Raw genomic sequence first — 19396 nt, 5'->3', positions numbered from 1 at the left:
CTCACACGCGCCGCCACTCGGTCAACCCGCCGGGTTTGTCTTCGAGTGCAACGCCGGCTTCGAGCAACTCAGCGCGAATCCGGTCTGCCTCGGCATAATTTTTAGCCTGCTTGGCGGCAACGCGCGCGGCAATCTTCGCGTCGATCTGCGCCACCTCGAGCCCACCCTCTTTCATGCTGCCCGCGGCCTGCTGCAGGAACACGCGCGGCTCGCGATCGAGGAAACCGATTACATGCGCAAGCTCACGCAATTGCCGTGCTAATGCCGCATCGCGCGTGCGATTCACCTCGTTGGCCAGTTCGAACAGCACCGCAACCGCCACCGGCGTATTGAAGTCGTCGTTCATCGCGTCGCGAAAACGCGCGGCGTACGCTTCGTTCCAGTCGAGCGGCGCCGGGTCCGCACTGACGTCTTTCAATGCCGTGTAAAGACGCGTCAATGCATTGCGCGCATCGTCGAGGTGCGCATCGCTATAGTTGAGCGGTGAACGGTAGTGCGCGCGCGCGATGAAGAAGCGCACCACTTCGGCGTCGTACTGCGCGAGCACCTCGCGGATCGTGAAGAAGTTGCCGAGCGACTTCGACATCTTCTCGTTGTCGATCTGCACATAGCCGTTGTGCATCCAGTAGTTGACAAACGTTTGCCCGGTTGCAGCCTCGCTCTGCGCGATTTCATTCTCATGGTGCGGAAACTGCAGGTCCTGACCGCCGCCGTGAATGTCGAATTGCTCGCCGAGCAACGTGCAGCCCATTGCGGAGCATTCAATATGCCAACCGGGGCGGCCGCGCCCATACTTCGAATCCCAGCCGGTGTCGGCCGGCTCGCCGGCTTTCGACTGCTTCCACAGCACGAAGTCGAGCGGGTCCTGCTTCGCATCGTTCGCGGCGACGCGCTCGCCCGCGCGCAAATCTTCGAGCGACTTGCCCGAGAGCTTGCCGTAGCCGGCGAACTTGCGCACCGCATAGTTGACGTCGCCATCGGCCGCCTGGTACGCGTAACCGTTCGCTTCGAGCTTCGCGATCATGCCGAGCATCTGCGGAATGAAGGCGGTCGCGCGCGGCTCGAGGTCCGGACGCTGCACCCCGAGCGCATCCGCGTCTTCGTGCATCGCCTGAATGAAACGGTCGGTCAGCGATTTGATCGACTCGCCGTTCTCGACGGCGCGGCGAATGATCTTGTCGTCGATGTCGGTGATGTTACGCACGTATGTTACGTTGTAACCGAGTGCGCGCAGCCAGCGTTGCACGATGTCGAAGACCACCATCACACGTGCATGGCCGATGTGGCAATAGTCGTACACGGTCATCCCGCACACGTACATCCGCACCACGCCGTCCTGCAGCGGCACGAAGTTTTGCTTGTCACGCGCGAGCGTGTTGTAGATGCGCAGTGATTCCATAGAGAACGATGCGTGGGCCGAAGGAAACCGCGTTGTGCTCGTTCATGCCGCGCGCCGCTGCGAGATACCTCATACGCGATGACACGCATATGGCGGTAACGGACGCAGGATGCGCCGACATGATCGACGGTGTGACCGGAGACCCGAAAAAAACCGCGCGAGCACCCTGACGCAGATTAACGGAAACCTGTCGCGCACCAGGTGCGGCGATCACACTGCCGGCAAAGCGGAGACGACCACGAGTGGCGAAAGACAGTCTGTGGTTCGACGGAACGCGCAGACCTTTTGTTAGAATGGCTCGGAGTATAACACCCAGACCTCTCCTATGAAATCTTCCAGCGGCCGCGCACGAGGCGCCGCGCACATTGCGGCGCCGGCGTCGCTCGTCACGCGCGACGGCACGCCGCGCGTCAATTTCAGCGCCGCTTTCTGCCTGACACTGTGTGGCCTTGCGCTGTTCATTCTGCCTCATGCGAACGCGTTCGCGCAGAAATCCCAGGCCGTTTCGCATGCGCCCGCGGTACGCGACGCGACCCCGGACGCCGATGCATCGATCGCGCAAAAGAACTGGAACGCCGCGCTTGCCGAACTGAATGCGCGCATCGCACAAAACCCGCGCGACGCGCAGGCGAAGTTCAAGCGCGCCACGGTGCTCGCACGCCTGAATCGCACCGACGACGCCATCGCCGCGTTCACCGAGTTGACCGAGACCTACCCCGAATTGCCCGAACCGTACAACAATCTCGCGGCGCTCTATGCGAAGCAGGGTCGCTACAGCGAAGCGCGCGCCGCACTCGAAACCGCGACGAAAGCGAGCCCCGGTTACGGGCTCGCGTATGAGAATCTCGGCGACCTGTATCTGCGCCTCGCCGATCAGGCGTATCGGCGTGCGCAGAGTCTCGGCAGCACGAGCGACACGACACGGCAACGCCTCGCCGACATCGAGAAAATCGTGGCGCCGCCGAAAGGGGCCGCGAAGCCCGCGGCAGCGAGCGAGGCCGTGACCGGCTACACCACGCGCGCCACCTCGAATATCACGGAGACACCTGCCTTCCAGTTCGGCGGCCCGAGCGGATCGCTGGCCATTCCGCCGTACGTCGCGCCGGCGAAGTGAGCGGCGCGACGGGTCGCGCAGTGAGCAGTGCAGTGAGTAGCGCGCGGGGCTGCAGAGTGGGCCATCTGCGCGGCCCGTTGAGCGGTGCTTTGAGCCGCGCGTCGGACTGCATGGTGGGCCGCATGCTGGATTGCTCGATGGGCTACGTGATGGGCTACGTGATGGGCTACGTGATGGGCTACGTGATGGGCTGCATGATGGGCTGCATGATGGGCCGCGCAGCGGACCACCCGGCGAGCCGCACGCTGAACCGCAAGCGCCGCGCGTCGCAACCTGTTACGGCCGTTCGTCACGCTTCGCAGCGCGCGGCAGCGCAGGCCGCGGCGCCGTCTCTACCCGCTTTATCCCTTAATCCTTAACCGAGGAACTCCATGAAACGCTTGTTGTTGGCGCTCGGCAGCGCCGCCCTCGTCGCGAACGCACCGGCGTTTGCGCAGCCCGCCGCGCAGGCCGCGCATCCGTCAGTCCTCTTCAAGACCTCGGACGGCGATATCCGCGTCGAACTGTATCCGGAGAAAGCGCCGAAGACAGTCGCCAATTTCCTCGACTACGTGAAGGCCGGCCAATACAACGGCACGATCTTTCATCGTGTGATTCCCGGTTTCATGATCCAGGGCGGCGGCTACACGACGAGCTTCGCCGAAAAACCGACGCGCGCGCCGATCCTGCTCGAAAGCCGCAATGGCGTGAAGAACACCGCCGGCACGCTCGCGATGGCGCGCACCAGCGACCCGAACTCGGCGACCGCGCAGTTCTTTATCAACACTGTCGACAACGCGAATCTCGACTACCCGAACCCGGACGGCAACGGCTACGCGGTGTTCGGCAAGGTGACGTCCGGCATGGACGTCGTGAAGAAAATCGAAGGCACGCCGACCACCTCCCGCGGCCCGATGAGCGACGTGCCGCAAAAGCCGATCGTGATCGAGTCGGCGACGGTGGTCGGCAAGTAGTAGTCTGAGAGGGCGCGCTCTTCCCACGCCGCGTCTGTCACCCACCCCTTTTGATCAAGGAACCCATCATGGTTGAACTGCATACGAACCACGGCGTCATCAAGCTCGAACTGGACGCCGGGAAGGCGCCGAAGACGGTCGAGAACTTCCTCGCGTACGTGAAGGCCGGCCACTACGACAATACGGTGTTTCACCGCGTGATCGACGGCTTCATGATCCAGGGCGGCGGCTTCGAGCCGGGCATGACGCAAAAGCCCACGCAAGCGCCGATCGACAACGAGGCGAACAATGGCCTGAAGAACGTGAACGGCTCGATTGCGATGGCGCGCACCAACGACCCGCATTCGGCCACCGCGCAATTCTTCATCAACGTGAACGACAACGACTTCCTGAACCATTCGTCGCCGACGCCGCAAGGCTGGGGCTATACGGTGTTCGGCAAGGTCGTCGACGGGCTCGACGTGGTCGACGCGATCCGCCAGGTGAAAACGGGTTCGAAGGGCTTTCACCAGGATGTGCCGGTCGACGATGTGATCATCGAGAAGGCGGTCGTCGTCGAATAACGACGGTTTGCGAGGGTGGTGCCCTCGTAACGTAACGCACACCGCGCGGCTGCAGCTATTCCATAATCGTCAAACGAGCAATCAAAGAGAAAGCACCGTCGATGCTGCAAGAAACGCCGCTGCGTAGCGTCGCCGCGGGCGTGCCTGGTGAGGGCAAGCGCCCGCACGCCGCACGCCCGTTTTTTTTCCTGTCGGATCTGCACCTTTCCGAGGCGATGCCGCGCACCGTCGCGGCATTCGAACATTTCGTGCGCGTCACGGCCGAACATGCGGATTCGGTGTTTATTCTCGGCGACCTGTTCGAATACTGGATCGGCGACGATATGCTCGCCGAACCGTTTCCCGCGCGCATGGCCGCGCTGATGCATACGCTGTCCGAGCGCGGCATCGCGCTCTATGTGATGCACGGCAACCGCGACTTTCTGCTGGGCAAGCGTTTCATGAAAGCGGCCGGCGCCATCTGGCTGCCGGATCCGTTCGTGATCACGTCGTTCGGCACGCGGATTGCGCTCGCGCACGGCGACGGTCAATGCACCGACGATCGCCGCTATCTGCGCTTTCGTCGCGTCGCGCGCAACCGCTTGGCGCAGTGGCTCTTTCTGCTGTGGCCGTACCGCTGGCGCAAGGCGCTTGCGGACCGGATGCGGCATGCCAGCGAGCAGAACCGCTCGCGGCCGGTATCGCCGCGCTACGACGTGACGCCCGAAGGCATCGCGGCGCTCTTCAAGCGGACCGGCACCGCGACCATCATTCACGGCCATACGCACCGCCCGGCCCGCCACCGCGAAGCGGGCGGCACGCGCTGGGTGCTGCCGGACTGGGATCTCGACCACGGCGAGCGCCGTGGCGGCTATCTGCGTATCGACGCCGAAGGCATTCGCGCGCTGCCGCTCGATTGACGCGGCCGGTGTTTGATGTGCGATGGCGTGGTTAGAGGCAATCGCTCAATCAGGCGTTGGGTGCTGCTGCAGGACCGGGACCTCGACCACGGCGAGCGCCGTGGCCACTATCTTCGCATTGACGCCGAAGGCATTTGCACGCTGCCGCCCGATTGACGAAGCCGCCTTTCGATGCGCGATGCCGTAGTTAAACGCAATCGCTCACTCAGCGCTTAGCTGCCTGCACGAACTCGCGCGACGGGATCGTGTCTGGGCTCATGGCGAAAGCCGGCGCTGCAGGTTAGGCGCGACGGCAAGCGCGAGCGGCACAACATCGGCCGCAAAGCGTCGCCGCGCATCACATGCGTGTATTGCGCATCGCGCGATGCGTCAATGCGGCTCGCCGCTCTCGCTCGACTCGACCTTCCCTTCCAGCGCCGCCGACAGGCGCCGCAAGTCGAATAGCGCGGCATCGGCGCCTTGCAGCGCCTCGAGGCTCGCGCCGAGTCTCTCGAGTGCGGCGACGATTTCATCCATGCGCTGCGACTGATTCGCCGCGTGGTTGATGAGTCCGTGAATGGCGAGCGACACCGGGTCGTCCGCATTCGGCGTGATGCCGTATGCACAGAATTCCGAACGTGCCGCGGCGGGTTTCGCCGGGCTGCCCGCTGCGCGCGCGGGCGCGATCACGCGCGCCGGATTGCCGACCGCGGTGCTGCCGGCCGGCACCGGCTTGACGACGACCGCGTTCGAGCCGATCTTCGCGTCCGCGCCGACCGTAAAGCCGCCGAGCACCTTCGCGCCCGCGCCGACGATCACGCCGCGGCCGAGCGTCGGGTGCCGCTTCGCGCCGCGCGTCAGCGACGTGCCCCCTAACGTCACGCCCTGGTAGATCGTGCAGTCGTCGCCGATCTCGGCGGTCTCGCCGATCACGACGCCCATACCGTGGTCGATGAACACGCGGCGGCCGACCGTCGCGCCCGGATGAATTTCGATGCCGGTGAGAAACCGGCCGATCTGCGATACGACGCGCGCAAGCCAGTAGCGCTTCGCGCGCCAGCACGCGTGCGCGACGCGATGCAGCACGAGCGCATGCAGGCCCGGGTAGCAGGTGAGCACTTCCCATGCGCTGCGTGCAGCGGGATCGCGCTCGCGGATCGTTGCGATGTCTTCGCGAAGTCTCGTGAACATGGCAGGGAGGACGGCGCCGTTGTGAAGGAGTCTTGGGGGAAAACGATACGGGCTCGTGCTCGTCAGTCGCAGCGCGCTGCGAGCCGACCGGTGCCGCGGTATCGGTGTTTTTGCTTGCAGCCCTCTTACGCCGACGCACGCCAACTCGTGCACGAATCGCGCACGTATCGGGCACAAATCGCGCACGAATCATGCACGAGTGGGCGCCGTTATCAGTCGGGCTGCTTTGCTTATTACGCTTCCGGCGATTGTAGGTCGATTCGCGCCGGCTTGCATGTCCCTGCGGACAGCAAGGTCGAACCGGCCACGCGACCCCGCACAGCATTGGTACGCCCCGTCGTGGTGCGACGCTCAGGGCCGCGGTTCAGGCGTGCGGTTCAGGACTTCGGCTCAGGATGTTTCGCTGTCCCTGCCTTTGGCTTTCAGCAGGATATGCTTCGCGATGCCACGCACGATATTGACCTCCTCGTGCTCGAGCGCCGTGCGCGCAAAGAGCCGTCGCAGCCGCGACATCAGCTTCTTCGGATTGGCCGGATCGAGGAACTCGAGGGCGATCAATGCATTCTCGAGATGCACGAACATGCGCTCGATTTCGTCGCTCGCGGCGCGCGCGGTCGATGCGCCGGCCGCCATTGCGGCGCTCGCCGACGCGCGCTCATCGGTCGCTTCCAGATACGCGATGCGCAGTTCATACGACAGCACCTGCACCGCCTGCGCGAGGTTCAGCGAGCTGTATGCGGGATTGGCGGGAATATGCGCAAGCGCGCTGCATCGTTCGACATCTTCGTTCGACAAGCCGGTGCGCTCGTTGCCGAACACCAGCGCGATGTCGCCGTGCACCGCATGCTCGCGCGCATGCGCGGCGGCTGCGCGCGGCGCGAGCTGCGGCGGCCCGTACTCGCGCGAGCGCGCGGTCAGCGCAAGCGACCATTGCGCGCCGGATAACGCATCCGCGAGCGTCGGCACGACGTGCGCGCAGGCGAGCACGTCGTCCGCACCGCTCGCCATCGCGATCGCTTCCGGATCGTTCTGCACGTTCGCGACGCGCGGCGCAACCAGCACGAGTCGCGAGAACCCCATCGTCTTCAGCGCGCGCGCCGCGGCGCCGACATTGCCTGGATGGCTCGGCTCGACGAGCACGAAGCGTGTCGACGTAAAGCCGCCGCGCACGGGGCTTGTGCTGTCGGTTGCGCTGTTGGTCGCGCTGTTGCTCGCGCTGTCGGCCGCACCGCCCGGCGCGACGCCGGACGCGCCGTCGCCCGCGGGTTGAGCGGTGGGGTCGCCTGTGCGATGACCTGCGGCCCGAGCACCGTCATCGTCCGCGCGATCATCCGCGACTCGAGCGGCGTCGCCGCCTGCGCGATCGCCCGTGGCTCGAGCAAGGCCGCCATCTGCGCGATGGCCCGTGCGGTGACCGGGCGCGTCGACAGGTTCGGCAGCGGAAAGTGCGGATGGCGGGCGCGATGCGTGCCGGCGTGCGTGTGATTGGACCACGATGGAAAACGACAGAGCGGGAGAAGCGCTATGGTAGCGCCAACTCATGCCCTCTTTCCATTGCCGCGGTGCGCGCACCCCCCGTTCAGTAGCGGATCGCGGCGCACCGCTTGCATGCCGCTTGCGTGCCTCATGCGCGCGGGCCGGACGCGATGGCGTGCCGCGCCGCTTCGCGACGGTGCGCGTGCACGCGCCCCCCGCGCGCCTGAACCCGCGAGACTCGGGTAAAATCACGCCATTCGCGCGTCATCATGTTTGCCGTATCGCCTTCAGCGCATCCACTGCGCCCTGGCGAGGCGGAGCACGCAAACCGGCGCCTCGCTCTTATCCAATTCGTCTTTCGTCGACGGAACGTTCGCAAACCGGCTCTGCCATATCGGCCGCACGCGTCGCCACGCGTGCCGTGCGGTATGTCACGCGCCCACTGCCCGGACAGCCGCCGTGCTATTCGGCAAAAGGATTCCGACTCATGCATCCCATGCTCAACATCGCGGTCAAAGCCGCTCGCCGCGCCGGTCAGATCATCAACCGCGCATCGCTCGATCTCGATCTGGTCCAGGTCTCGAAGAAGCAGCACAACGATTTCGTCACGGAAGTCGACAAGGCGTCGGAAGCGGCGATCATCGAAACGCTGACCACCGCCTACCCCGATCACGCCATCCTCGCCGAAGAATCCGGGCAGTCCGAAAACGAATCCGAATACTTGTGGATCATCGATCCGCTCGACGGCACCACGAATTTCATCCACGGTTTCCAGTACTACTGCGTGTCGATCGCGCTCGCGCACAAAGGCATCGTCACGCAGGCGGTGGTCTACGATCCGACGCGCAATGACCTCTTTACCGCCTCGCGCGGCCGCGGCGCGTATCTGAACGACCGCCGCATCCGCGTCGGCCGGCGCGACCGGCTCGCCGACGGCCTGATCGGCACCGGCTTTCCGTTTCGCGATAAAGACGGTCTCGGCGCGTACACCACGCTGTTCGGCGAGATGACCGAAGCCTGCGCGGGTCTGCGCCGCCCGGGCGCGGCGGCGCTCGATCTGGCGAACGTCGCCGCGGGGCGCCTCGACGGCTTCTTCGAACAGGGCATCAACGCGTGGGATGTGGCGGCGGGCAGCCTGCTCATCACCGAAGCGGGCGGTCTGGTGGGCAACTACACCGGCGATTCCGATTTCCTGCATTTGCACGAAATCGTGGCGGCCAATCCGAAGATGTACGCGCAGATGGTGCCGATCCTGTCGCGCTACAGCCGCACGAAACAGCAAGCGGCGTAACGCGTGTCAACCACAAAGCGGCTTCGGCCGCTTTGTGTTTTTGCGTCGGCGCCGCAGTGCCTGTACGCTGGCGCGTCTGCGTTGACGCAGTGGCGCTTGCGCATGGGTGCTGATGCTGGTGCCGGTGCATTGCTGCTTCCGCGTGGGCTGTCCGTTCGTTTTCGCGCCGGTGCGTTTGCGCTGTTGCATCTGCGCTCGCGTTTTTGCGCTGGCGCTCGCGCGCTGCTGCTTCTGCGTGGCCGTCCTCGCGTTTTCGCGCCAGCGCGTCTGCGTTGACGCATGGGCGCTCGCGCATCGGCGCTAACGCTCGCGCGACGCTACTTCCACGTGGCCGTCCCTGCGTCCTGACGGCTTCCGTCCGCCCGAGCTGTGCTTCAATCGCCGTCATGAAAAAAGGCTTCTACACGATCATCGCCGCGCAGTTCGTCTCGTCGCTCGCGGACAACGCACTGCTGATCGCGGCGATCCAGCAGCTCACGCTGATCCGCTCGCCGGCATGGATCACGCCGCTGCTGCAGATCTTTTTCACGATCTCCTACGTGCTGCTGGCGCCCTTCGTCGGCGCGTTCGCCGACGCGCTGCAAAAGCGCCACGTGATGTTCATTGCAAACGCTTTGAAAGCTGCCGGCTGCCTGCTAATGGTGTTCGGCGTGCATCCGATGATCGCGTACACGGTCGTCGGCGTCGGCGCCGCCGCCTATTCGCCGGCGAAGTACGGCATTCTCACCGAGCTGCTGCCGGCCGAACGGCTGATCGCGGCGAACGCGTGGCTCGAGTCCGCCACCGTGCTGTCGACGATTATCGGCACGATGCTCGGCGGCGCGCTGATCAGCAACCACGCGACGCGCTTCGTGTCGCATGCGCATCTGCCGCTCGTCGCCACCACCGCGGACCTCGCCATCCTCGTCGTGATGCTGACCTACGCGGGCGCCGCGGCGCTCAACGTCGGCATTCCGGATACCGGCGCGCGTTATCCGAACCGGCTGCTCGAACCGGGCAAGCTGGTCGGCGAGTTCGGCCGCTGCTTCAACGTGCTGTGGGCGGACCGGCTCGCACAAATCGCGCTATGGGTCACGACGGTGATGTGGGGCAGCGCGGTCACGCTGCAATTGCTGGTGCTGAAATGGGCCGACGTGAACCTCGGCCTGTCGCTGTCGAAGGGCGCGGTGATTCAAGGTGTCGCGGGGCTCGGCGTCGCGCTCGGCGCGGCGGCCGCCGCCGCGTGGATTCCGCTGCGCGGTTCGCTGCGCGTATTGCCGGTCGGCATCATCGCAGGCCTCTACATCGCCGCGATGGCGTTCTACGGCAAAGGGCTCTTCCCGGCCGGCGCGGGCCTGCGCGTCGGTCCGCTGTTCGCGCCCGCTTACATCATGCTTGCCTATCCGCTGATGATCATCCTCGGCGCGCTGTCCGGATTCTTTATCGTGCCGATGAACGCGGTGCTGCAGCATCGCGGCGCGACGCTGCTGTCCGCCGGTCACTCGATCGCGGTGCAGAACTTCAACCAGAGTCTCGCGGTGCTGCTGATGCTCGGCGCGTATGCGCTGCTGCTCACCACGAAGATGCCGGTGCCGTGGATCATCGTGCTGTTCGGCCTCTTCATCGCCGTGCTGATGTGGCTCGCGCAGCGGCACAGCGCGGCGAATGCGCGCAAGGTCGATATGGGCGCGCTGATTCGCGAATAAGCAGACGCTCGGGTGGGCGACTCAGCACCGCCGTGCCGCCATACCGCCGCATGAACGCGTGACAGGACCCTGGCCGTTCGGCCAGCTTCACATCGCTTGCCGAAGGGTTAAACTCACGCCCTGAACCGCAACGCACCAAAGACACCGAGGATGGGCATTCAAATCGCAGCCGCTGACGAAGCACCTGGAGCATCCGGAACCCCGCCGCGCGGCGGCGCGGGCGCAGCGCCCGATGCCGCGCATACGCCAATGATGCAGCAATACCTGCGCATCAAAAGCGAGCACCCTGGCACGCTCGTTTTCTACCGGATGGGCGACTTCTACGAACTCTTCTTCGACGATGCGGAAAAAGCCGCGCGGCTGCTCGATCTCACACTGACGCAGCGCGGCGCGTCGGCGGGCACGCCGATCAAGATGGCGGGCGTCCCTCACCATTCGGTCGAACAGTATCTCGCGAAGCTCGTGAAGCTTGGCGAATCGGTGGCGATCTGCGAACAGATCGGCGACCCGGCCACGTCGAAAGGGCCGGTCGAGCGCAAGGTCGTGCGCGTCGTCACGCCGGGCACGCTGACCGACGCCGCACTGCTGTCCGATAAAAGCGATGTGTATCTGATGGCCGTGTGCGTCGCGCACAACCGGCGCGGCGTCGCGACGACGGTCGGTCTCGCGTGGCTCAATCTCGCGAGCGGCGCGCTGCGTCTCGCGGAGGTCGCGCCGGACGGCGTCGCCGCCGCGCTCGAGCGGATCCGTCCGGCCGAGATCCTGGTCGCCGATGCGCCCGTGTCCGACGCGAATGCCTGGGCGCCGCCGGCCGGCAGCGTCAGGCTCACGCGCGCGCCGGGCTGGCATTTCGACATGACGTCGGGCAAGCAACGGCTTTGCGATCAACTCGATGTCGCAAGCCTCGACGGCTTCGGCGCGCAAACGCTCACCTGCGCATGCGGCGCGGCCGGTGCGCTGCTGCTCTACGCGGCGTCCACGCAAGGCCAGCAGTTGCGGCATGTGCGCAGCCTGAAGGTCGAGCTGGAATCCGAATACATCGGTCTCGATCCCGCCACGCGGCGCAACCTCGAGCTGACCGAGACGCTGCGCGGCACCGAATCGCCGACGCTCTGCTCGCTGCTCGACACCTGCTGCACGACGATGGGCAGCCGCCTGTTGCGGCATTGGCTGCATCATCCGCCGCGCGATGCGTCGTATGCGCAGGCGCGTCAGCAGGCCATCGGCGCGCTGCTCGACGCGTCCGCACAACTGAATCCCGCCACCAGCATCGACACCTTGCGCGGCGCACTGCGGCAAATCTCGGATATCGAACGCATCACCGGCCGGCTCGCGCTGCTGTCCGCGCGGCCGCGCGATCTGTCGAGCCTGCGCGACACCTTCATCGCACTGCCCGAGCTGCGCGCGCAGCTGGCGAGCGTAGCCGCGAATGCGAATTCGCTCGCGCGCGTCGATGCCGCGCTCGAACCGCCGGCCGCGTGCGTCGACCTGCTGTCGCGCGCGGTCGCCCCCGAGCCCGCGGCAATGATTCGCGACGGCGGCGTGATCGCGCGCGGCTACGACGCGGAGCTCGACGAACTGCGCGATATCTCCGAAAACTGCGGCCAGTTCCTGATCGACCTCGAAACGCGCGAGCGCGCGCGTACTGGCATCGGCAATCTGCGCGTCGAGTACAACAAGGTGCACGGCTTCTATATCGAAGTCACGCGCGGCCAGACCGACAAGGTGCCCGACGACTATCGGCGCCGCCAGACGCTGAAGAACGCCGAGCGCTACATCACGCCCGAACTGAAAACGTTCGAGGACAAGGCGCTGTCCGCGCAGGAGCGCGCGCTCGCACGCGAAAAGTCGCTGTACGACGCGCTGCTGCAGTCGCTATTGCCGTATATCGCGGACTGTCAACGCGTGGCCGGCGCGCTCGCCGAACTGGATCTGCTCGTCACGTTCGCGGAGCGTGCGCGCGCGCTCGACTGGGTTGCGCCGTCGTTCGAACCGACCGGCGGCATCGATATCGAACAGGGGCGGCACCCGGTGGTGGAAGCACAGGTCGAGCAGTTCATCGCGAACGACTGTCTGCTCTCCACCGAGCGCAAGCTGCTGCTGATCACCGGCCCGAACATGGGCGGCAAGTCGACCTTCATGCGGCAAACCGCGCTGATCGCGCTGATGGCCTACGTCGGCAGCTATGTGCCGGCGCGGCGCGCATCGTTTGGCCCGATCGACCGCATCTTCACGCGCATCGGCGCGGCCGACGACCTGGCCGGCGGCCGCTCGACCTTCATGGTCGAGATGACCGAAGCCGCCGCGATTCTCAACGACGCGAGCCCGCAAAGCCTCGTGCTGATGGATGAAATCGGCCGCGGTACGTCGACCTTCGACGGCCTCGCGCTCGCATGGGCGATCGCGCGGCATCTGCTCGCGCACAACGGCTGCCATACGCTCTTCGCGACCCACTACTTCGAGCTCACGCAGTTGCCGGCCGAGTTCGCGCAGGCCGCCAACGTGCATCTGTCCGCAGTCGAGCATGGTCACGGCATCGTGTTCCTGCATGCGGTCAACGAGGGGCCGGCGAATCAGAGCTACGGGCTGCAGGTCGCGCAACTGGCCGGCGTGCCGGCTGCGGTGATTCGCGCGGCGCGCAAGCATCTCGCCCATCTCGAACAGCAGTCCGCCGCGCAACCCGCGCCGCAACTGGACCTGTTCGCGCCGCCTCCGCTCCTGCAGGACGCGGACGACGACGATCAGCCCGACAGCGCCGCCGCGCTGTCCGATCCGGCCAGCGACGCGATCGTCGAACGCCTGCGCGCGATCGACCCGAACGGGCTGCGCCCGCGCGACGCGCTCGATCTGCTTTACGAATTGCATGAGCTGGCAGCGGCGCCGGATGCGCAGCGCTGAACGCGCGCGGCCCGCGTGGCGCGCGGCGGCGTGGCGCGCGGCACTCGCTGCCGCGTCGCTGGCATGGATAGGCGAGGCGCCGCTCGCCGCGCACGCCGCGTCTGCGCACTACGCGTTCGCGGTGCTCACCGGCACGCTGCATAGCGCCGCCGACGAAGCACCGACGCAACGTCTGATCGATGCGATCGGCCGCGATCCGCAGATTGCGTTTATCGTCTACGACGGCAATCTGAAAAGCGCCAGCGAACCCTGCCGCGATTCGCTCTATGAAACGCGTGAGGCGTTGCTGCAGGCGTCGAGGCCCGCGCTCGTGTTTATCCCCGGCCAGCATGACTGGACCGATTGCAGCAGCGCCGCGGCCGGCGGATTCGATCCGGTCGAACGTCTCGACCAGTTGCGGCAGACGCTCTTTACCGATGCGTCATCGATGGGTCAGAACCCGCTGCCGCTCGCGCGCGAAAGTGACGTGTCGCGCTTTCGCACGTATCGCGAAAACGTACGCTGGCAACTTGGCGATACGGTGTTCGTCGGTCTGAACGCGCCGAGCCCGAACAATCACTACCTGACCGCGGGCGGCCGTAACGGCGAATTCGAAGACCGTGTATTCGCGAACGCGTTCTGGCTCGACCACGCGGCCGAGTACGCGAAGCGGCGCGACGCGAAGGCGATTGTCGTGTTCGTCCAGGGCGATTTCGATCCGGAGCGCTATGAGCGGCGGGAGCGCTTCGCGTGGCTGCGCTTCGAGCACAAGCCGCGCGACGGCTTTCTGGAATTCAAGCGCAGCCTCGTGAAGCTCGCCGAAACCTTTCGCGGGCCGGTGCTGGTAATTCATCAGGACGACGAGACAGTGCGCGGCGGCTTTACGATCGACCAGCCGTTGCGCAACGACAAGGGCGCGCTGGTGACGAACCTCACGCGCATCGCGATCGCGCCGCGCAATCGCCTGACCCAGTGGATTCAGATCGACGCGGACTTCGCGCATCGTCCGCCGTTTCGCGTCAGCGTGCGCGATGTGCCGAAAGACCTGCCGCTGCTGCCGCCGCCGTCGCTGCCGGCGCGCAACGACAACGCCAATCCGCTGCCCGAACCGATGCCCGCGGTGCCCGAGTTTTCGCCCGCGTCGGACTTGCCGCCGCTCTTGCCGGAACCGCCGCAGCCGCAACCGGGCACGCCGTAAAGGTCCGCGCGCCGCCTACGGGCGCATGTGGGACGCGCAGTCCATCGCATGCACCGGGGCCCCATCGCACCCACCGCAGCAACGACACGCCGCCTCGATAAGCGGCATGTCACCGAACGCCGCACAAAAGCGAAGGGGACGAAGCGGTCGATGGCAGCGGGCGCGAGCCCGGATCGTCCACTTCGTCCCCTTCGATGGGAACGGGTGCGCCGGCAGAATCAGTGCAGCGTGGGGCCTGACTTCGGATCGAGGTCGTCGTCCTCGTCATCGCCGTCAAGCACTTCGAGGCCGTCCGCGCCATGCGCATGCTCGTGCTCGATTTCGTCTTCGGTGGCTTCGCGCACTTCCTTGACCGTCAGCGCGAAACGCAGCGCCATGCCCGCCAGCGGATGATTGCCGTCGAGCACCACCTTGTCTTCGGCGACATCGGTCACCGTGTAGATCATCGTATCGAGATCTTCGTCGCCTTCTTCCGGCGTGCCTTCGAACTGCATGCCGACTTCGAGCGGCTCGGGAAAGCGATCGCGCGGTTCGACCTTCACGAGTTCGGGATCGTACTCGCCGAACGCGTCTTGCGGCGCGAGCTGGATCTGGGTCTGGAAACCGGGCTCACGGCCGTCCAGCTCTTCCTCGATCTTGGGGAACGTGCCATCATAGCCGCCGTGCAGATAGACCATCGGCTCGTCGCTCTCCTCGATCAGATTGCCTTGCGCATCCGATAGCTTGTAGGCGACCGATACGACGGTGTTCTTTGCGATCTTCATTCGTTTCTCCAGATTACCGCACCTATTATACGATGCCCAAGCGGCCCCATGCCCAACCGGGCAGCCCAGGTTCAGCCCGGATTTCCTCGCATCAACCGCTGCAGAATCGCGCTGCGCATGCGCTCGCGCCGCCCGCGCCCGACCTGCCGACGCCGCTGCTGGGCAATCTGAGTCCGGCGCAATTCATGCGCCGCTACTGGCAGAAAAAACCCCTGTTGATCCGCGGTGCGATGCCCGGCCTCGCATCGCCGCTCACGCGCGATGAACTGTTCGCACTCGCCGATCGCGATGACGTCGAGAGCCGACTCATCACGCATGCGCGCAAAAAGTGGGCGCTCGAGCATGGCCCGTTCGCACCGGATGAACTGCCGTCAGTGAAACGGCGCGCATGGACGTTGCTCGTGCAAGGCGTCGATCTGCACGACGAGCGTGCGCGCACGCTGCTCGAGCGCTTTCGCTTCGTGCCGGACGCGCGGCTCGACGACCTGATGATGTCCTACGCGACCGATGGCGGCGGCGTCGGCCCGCACTTCGACTCCTACGATGTGTTTTTGCTGCAGGTGCATGGCAAGCGTCTGTGGCGCATCGGCGCGCAGCGCGACCTCACGCTCGAGCCCGGCTTGCCGTTGAAAGTTCTACAACGCTTTGAACCCGACACCGAATGGCTTCTCGAGCCCGGCGACATGCTGTATCTGCCGCCGCATATCGCCCATGACGGCATCGCGCAGGGCGAATGCATGACCTGTTCAATCGGCTTTCGCGCGCCTACCGCGACCGAGCTTACAGCTCAATTTCTATATCACCTCGCCGAAAGGCAGGAAGACGCAAACGTTTCATCGGCGCGCTATCGCGACCCGCAGCAGCCGGCCGTTACGCAGCCGGCCGAAGTGCCGGCCGCGCTCGTCGAAAAGGTGGGCGCGATCCTTGCTAAAGTCAGATGGAACGATGCGGACGTCGCGTCGTTTCTCGGCGCGTATCTCAGCGAGCCGAAGCCAAGCGTGGTATTCGATGCGCCGAAGCGTCCGCTCGACGAGATGCGTTTCATCCAGCAGGCCGCCCGTGCCGGGATTCGTCTGGACCGTAAAACCGTGCTGCTCTACGACCGGCGTGCGTACTATCTGAATGGCGAGGAAAACGCGCTCTCAGGCGCTAAAACATGGGTCACGGAACTGGCCAATCAACGCCGTCTGAGTGCGAAACGCTTTGTAACACTCTCGAGCCTTCCGTCGATGACAGCACGAGTTCACGAGTGGTATTGTGCGGGCTGGATACAGGTAGGCGAACTGGGATAAGATTTCGCCGCTTGATATACCGAAATCGCGGGATTTTGTCTGGGAACTACAACGTATTGGCCCCGGATTTGTCGACTGCAGATACGAAAGTGCATATAATTTCCGCCCAAGCCGTACGGGAAAGATTCACGCTCATGAAGTGCGTCTCCACCAGCGGCCCGGGTCGGTGTTAGAGCACATTACCGGTAAAATTGCGCTGTTGCTTACCTTTAACCATAAAAGGACGTGATCATGAAGAAATCCCTCCTCGTAGCATCTCTGTTGGCGGCTATGGCACTTGCTGCGTGCAGCAAGAGCGACAACTCTGCATCGTCGTCGGCTGCTAGCGACTCGGCTGCCGCATCGGCACCGGCCGCTGCTGCTTCGGACGCCGGCGCTGCCGCTTCGGATTCGGCTGCTGCCGCTTCGGGCGCTGCTGCTGCTGCGAGCGACGCTGCTGCTTCGGCTTCGACTGCTGCTTCGGACGCAGGCGCTGCCGCTTCGGACGCTGGTGCTTCGGCAGCAGCTCCGGCTTCGGGCGCAAGCCAGTAAGCTGTAGCGAAGGGCTCGCTGTCCGGCGAGCCTGTGCGGACAGACCGCGCGGGTCTGCCGCACACAACAGGAAAAACGCCACGGAATTCCACTCCGTGGCGTTTTGCTTTGCAGCGTCGGTTTCTGGCTACGCGTTCAGACGCCGATCGAACGGGCATCGTGCTGCATGCACGCGGCATATTAAACGCGCGGCGTTCGCTCCGCGAAGAACTCGCGCACAACATCCATTTCACGCGTGCGTTTGAACGGCGGCAGGCTTTGCCAGATGCGGCGGCCATACGGCTTATCGACGAGCCGCGTATCGCAGATCATCAGCACGCCGCGATCGGTCTCCGCGCGAATCAACCGCCCCGCGCCCTGCTTCAACGTGATCACCGCTTGCGGCAACTGATGGACCGCGAACGGACTCAGCCCCTTCTTCGTCAATGCATCCAGACGCGCGGATAGCACCGGGTCGTCGGGCGGCGCGAACGGCAGCTTGTCGATCACGACGAGCGACAGCGCATCGCCGCGCACGTCGACACCTTCCCAGAAGCTTTGACTGCCGACCAGAATCGCATTGCCATACGCGCGAAAGCGTTCGAGCAATTCGGTACGGCTCGCGTCGCCCTGCACGAGCAGCGGCATATTCCAGCCGCGTGCTTCGATCGTGTCGCGCAGCTTCATCGCGATACGGTCGACCGCGCGCAATGTCGTGCACAACATGAACACGCCGCCGCCGGCGGCTTCGATCGCCGGCAACGCGGCGTCGAACACCGCGTCGGTGAAGGTCGGCGACGATGGCTGCGGCAGATTGCGCGGCACGTAGAGCAAGCCTTGTGTCTCGTAGTCGAAAGGGCTTGGCAGCGTCATCGAGCGGCGCGCATTCAGGCCCATTTGCGCCGCGTAGTGCGTGAAGTCGCCGCGCACCGACAGCGTTGCCGACGTGAACACCCACGCGCGCGGCACGCCCGCGCGCTGCTTCGCGAAGATCGGCGCAACCGAGAGCGGCGTTTCGTGCAACTGCACCGTGTGCGAAAAGACCTCGATCCAGCGCACTTTTTCGTTCGGATCGGCTGGCTCGCGCGCGTCGCCGCCGCTGCCCGCGCCGGCATCCGGATTGCGCTCGACGCGCTCAGATGAGTCGGGCGCCGCGGTCCATCCCGCTAGCAGGTCCTGCAATTCACGCGCGCGCCGCAGACACGCACCGAGCGATTCGGCGCGCTCCGCCTGCCCGCCAAGCGCGTTGGCAAGCGCATCGAGCTCGCGTTGCAGTACATCGAGTGCGGCGAACAGCGGATGATCGTCCGGCAACTGGCCGACCGACACACGCAGCGAATCTTCCTTGAACGTCAGGCGCACATCGCGCGCCGCGCGTTCGAGCGCGGCGCCGAGCTTGACCCAGTCGAGCGCATCGCGCGCATGGCCGAGACCTTCCGCGACGGAATCGCGCGCGAGTTCGAGCAACTGCGCGGTGGACAGCGTCTCGCCGAAAAAGAGCGTCGCCGTCTCCGGCAACTGGTGCGCTTCGTCGAAGATGACCGTGTTCGCGGTGGGCAGCAGTTCAGCCATGCCGGTGTCGCGCAGCATGATATCGGCGAAGAACAGATGGTGATTCACGACGACGAGATCGGCCTGCTGCGCTTCGCGGCGCGCCTGCATCACGAAGCATTCCTTGTAGTGCGGGCATTCCTGGCCGAGGCAGTTATCGCGCGTGGAGGTCACCATCGACCAGACCGCGGCCGTCTCCGGCACGCTCGCGAGTTCGGCCTTGTCGCCGGTGCGCGTGAGCTTCGCGAAGCGCACGATCTCCTGCAGATACGACGTCTCCTGGCGCGACGGCAAACGACCGTTGTCCGCGGTGCGCTGCAGGTAGTAGTGGCACAGGTAGTTCGCGCGGCCCTTCAGCATCGCGACCGACACGGGCACCGCAAGCGCGTCGCGCACAGTCGGGATATCGCGCTGGAACAACTGGTCCTGCAGATGCTTGGTGCCGGTCGAGACGATCACCTTGCCGCCCCACAGCATCGCCGGCACGAGATACGCATAGGTCTTGCCGGTGCCGGTGCCCGCTTCGACGATCAGCGTGTTCTCGCCGCCGCTGTCGGCGTCGGCTGCCGCGTCTGCCGTGCCGGTCGCGCCTGCCGATGCAGCGGCGCCGCCGTCTTGCGCCGCACGCTGCGCGGCGGCCGACTGCAAGCGGCG

The 19396-nt window shown here is 65.3% G+C and carries 16 protein-coding genes and 1 pseudogene; 11 read left to right on the top strand and 6 right to left on the bottom strand.

Features of this window, described 5'->3' with window-relative positions:
- Position 1: 1 nt before the first annotated feature.
- Positions 2-1399: a cysteine--tRNA ligase gene (cysS, locus tag HV675_RS23000; RefSeq protein WP_175113499.1), complete on the bottom strand. Its 1398-nt coding sequence runs from the start codon at positions 1397-1399 to the stop codon at positions 2-4.
- A gap of 325 nt (positions 1400-1724) precedes the next feature.
- Here cysS and HV675_RS22995 point away from each other — a divergent pair, with 325 nt between their 5' ends.
- The 6 genes and pseudogenes from HV675_RS22995 to HV675_RS22970 form a co-directional block, all read left to right on the top strand.
- On the top strand, positions 1725-2513 hold the full coding sequence (locus tag HV675_RS22995) for a tetratricopeptide repeat protein (RefSeq protein WP_175113498.1): 789 nt from the start codon (positions 1725-1727) through the stop codon (positions 2511-2513).
- 89 nt (positions 2514-2602) lie between these two features.
- Positions 2603-2872 carry a hypothetical protein gene (locus HV675_RS22990; protein WP_175113496.1) on the top strand — a complete coding sequence of 90 codons (270 nt, stop codon included), beginning with the start codon at positions 2603-2605 and terminating at the stop codon, positions 2870-2872.
- A gap of 12 nt (positions 2873-2884) precedes the next feature.
- Positions 2885-3466 carry a peptidylprolyl isomerase gene (locus tag HV675_RS22985; RefSeq protein ID WP_175113494.1) on the top strand — a complete coding sequence of 194 codons (582 nt, stop codon included), beginning with the start codon at positions 2885-2887 and terminating at the stop codon, positions 3464-3466.
- Positions 3467-3534: 68 nt separating this feature from the next.
- Positions 3535-4029: a peptidylprolyl isomerase gene (locus tag HV675_RS22980; protein WP_175113492.1), complete on the top strand. Its 495-nt coding sequence runs from the start codon at positions 3535-3537 to the stop codon at positions 4027-4029.
- Positions 4030-4130: 101 nt separating this feature from the next.
- Positions 4131-4928, top strand: a complete 798-nt coding sequence (locus HV675_RS22975; RefSeq protein WP_175113490.1) for a UDP-2,3-diacylglucosamine diphosphatase — start codon at positions 4131-4133, stop codon at positions 4926-4928.
- 54 nt (positions 4929-4982) lie between these two features.
- A pseudogene (locus HV675_RS22970) lies at positions 4983-5084 on the top strand (UDP-2,3-diacylglucosamine diphosphatase); the annotation flags it as partial.
- A gap of 213 nt (positions 5085-5297) precedes the next feature.
- Here HV675_RS22970 and cysE read toward each other — a convergent pair.
- Both cysE and HV675_RS22960 read right to left on the bottom strand, forming a co-directional pair.
- Positions 5298-6098 (bottom strand): serine O-acetyltransferase, encoded by an 801-nt coding sequence (cysE, locus tag HV675_RS22965; protein WP_175113488.1) that lies wholly within the window; start codon positions 6096-6098, stop codon positions 5298-5300.
- A gap of 390 nt (positions 6099-6488) precedes the next feature.
- A complete protein-coding gene (locus HV675_RS22960) occupies positions 6489-7268 on the bottom strand; it encodes an RNA methyltransferase (protein WP_175113561.1) in 780 nt (259 codons plus the stop codon).
- A 793-nt stretch (positions 7269-8061) separates the two neighbouring features.
- Here HV675_RS22960 and HV675_RS22955 point away from each other — a divergent pair.
- The 4 genes from HV675_RS22955 (at position 8062) to HV675_RS22940 (ending at position 14625) form a co-directional block, all read left to right on the top strand.
- On the top strand, positions 8062-8865 hold the full coding sequence (locus HV675_RS22955; RefSeq protein ID WP_175113486.1) for an inositol monophosphatase family protein: 804 nt from the start codon (positions 8062-8064) through the stop codon (positions 8863-8865).
- Positions 8866-9251: 386 nt separating this feature from the next.
- Positions 9252-10550 (top strand): lysophospholipid transporter LplT, encoded by a 1299-nt coding sequence (gene lplT, locus HV675_RS22950; RefSeq protein WP_175113485.1) that lies wholly within the window; start codon positions 9252-9254, stop codon positions 10548-10550.
- Between the two features lie 150 nt (positions 10551-10700).
- Positions 10701-13448: a DNA mismatch repair protein MutS gene (gene mutS / locus HV675_RS22945; RefSeq protein ID WP_175113483.1), complete on the top strand. Its 2748-nt coding sequence runs from the start codon at positions 10701-10703 to the stop codon at positions 13446-13448.
- Complete coding sequence (locus HV675_RS22940; protein WP_246270487.1) at positions 13414-14625, top strand: hypothetical protein; 1212 nt, start codon at positions 13414-13416, stop codon at positions 14623-14625. The genes mutS and HV675_RS22940 overlap by 35 nt, the downstream gene beginning before the upstream one ends.
- 218 nt (positions 14626-14843) lie before the next feature.
- On the opposite strand, the gene HV675_RS22935 is transcribed toward HV675_RS22940, so the two are convergent.
- Positions 14844-15389, bottom strand: coding sequence for an FKBP-type peptidyl-prolyl cis-trans isomerase (locus HV675_RS22935; protein WP_175113481.1), 546 nt, complete (start codon positions 15387-15389; stop codon positions 14844-14846).
- A gap of 32 nt (positions 15390-15421) precedes the next feature.
- On the opposite strand from HV675_RS22935, the gene HV675_RS22930 reads away from it, so the two are divergent.
- Complete coding sequence (locus tag HV675_RS22930) at positions 15422-16681, top strand: cupin domain-containing protein (protein WP_175113479.1); 1260 nt, start codon at positions 15422-15424, stop codon at positions 16679-16681.
- Positions 16682-17003: 322 nt separating this feature from the next.
- Here HV675_RS22930 and HV675_RS22925 read toward each other — a convergent pair whose 3' ends face one another.
- Complete coding sequence (locus HV675_RS22925; RefSeq protein WP_175113477.1) at positions 17004-17294, bottom strand: hypothetical protein; 291 nt, start codon at positions 17292-17294, stop codon at positions 17004-17006.
- A 98-nt stretch (positions 17295-17392) separates the two neighbouring features.
- A partial coding sequence (gene yoaA, locus HV675_RS22920; RefSeq protein WP_246270486.1) for a DNA repair helicase YoaA occupies positions 17393-19396 on the bottom strand: 2004 nt, incomplete at its 5' end.

It is taken from the genome of Paraburkholderia solisilvae, from assembly GCF_902859875.1.
In the GTDB taxonomy this organism is placed as follows: Bacteria; Pseudomonadota; Gammaproteobacteria; order Burkholderiales; family Burkholderiaceae; genus Paraburkholderia; species Paraburkholderia solisilvae.
The sequence above is the reverse complement of the archived record's forward strand: the minus strand, read 5'-3'. Positions and strand labels throughout refer to the sequence as shown.

Coding starts and splice junctions, on each gene's coding strand:
- cysE (WP_175113488.1), bottom strand. CDS start 6,098: ATGTTCACGAGACTTCGCGAAGACATCGCAACGATCCGCGAGCGCGAT.
- lplT (WP_175113485.1), top strand. CDS start 9,252: ATGAAAAAAGGCTTCTACACGATCATCGCCGCGCAGTTCGTCTCGTCG.
- cysS (WP_175113499.1), bottom strand. CDS start 1,399: ATGGAATCACTGCGCATCTACAACACGCTCGCGCGTGACAAGCAAAAC.
- HV675_RS22995 (WP_175113498.1), top strand. CDS start 1,725: ATGAAATCTTCCAGCGGCCGCGCACGAGGCGCCGCGCACATTGCGGCG.
- HV675_RS22930 (WP_175113479.1), top strand. CDS start 15,422: ATGCCCAAGCGGCCCCATGCCCAACCGGGCAGCCCAGGTTCAGCCCGG.
- HV675_RS22940 (WP_246270487.1), top strand. CDS start 13,414: ATGAGCTGGCAGCGGCGCCGGATGCGCAGCGCTGAACGCGCGCGGCCC.
- HV675_RS22975 (WP_175113490.1), top strand. CDS start 4,131: ATGCTGCAAGAAACGCCGCTGCGTAGCGTCGCCGCGGGCGTGCCTGGT.
- HV675_RS22980 (WP_175113492.1), top strand. CDS start 3,535: ATGGTTGAACTGCATACGAACCACGGCGTCATCAAGCTCGAACTGGAC.
- mutS (WP_175113483.1), top strand. CDS start 10,701: ATGGGCATTCAAATCGCAGCCGCTGACGAAGCACCTGGAGCATCCGGA.
- HV675_RS22935 (WP_175113481.1), bottom strand. CDS start 15,389: ATGAAGATCGCAAAGAACACCGTCGTATCGGTCGCCTACAAGCTATCG.
- HV675_RS22955 (WP_175113486.1), top strand. CDS start 8,062: ATGCATCCCATGCTCAACATCGCGGTCAAAGCCGCTCGCCGCGCCGGT.
- HV675_RS22985 (WP_175113494.1), top strand. CDS start 2,885: ATGAAACGCTTGTTGTTGGCGCTCGGCAGCGCCGCCCTCGTCGCGAAC.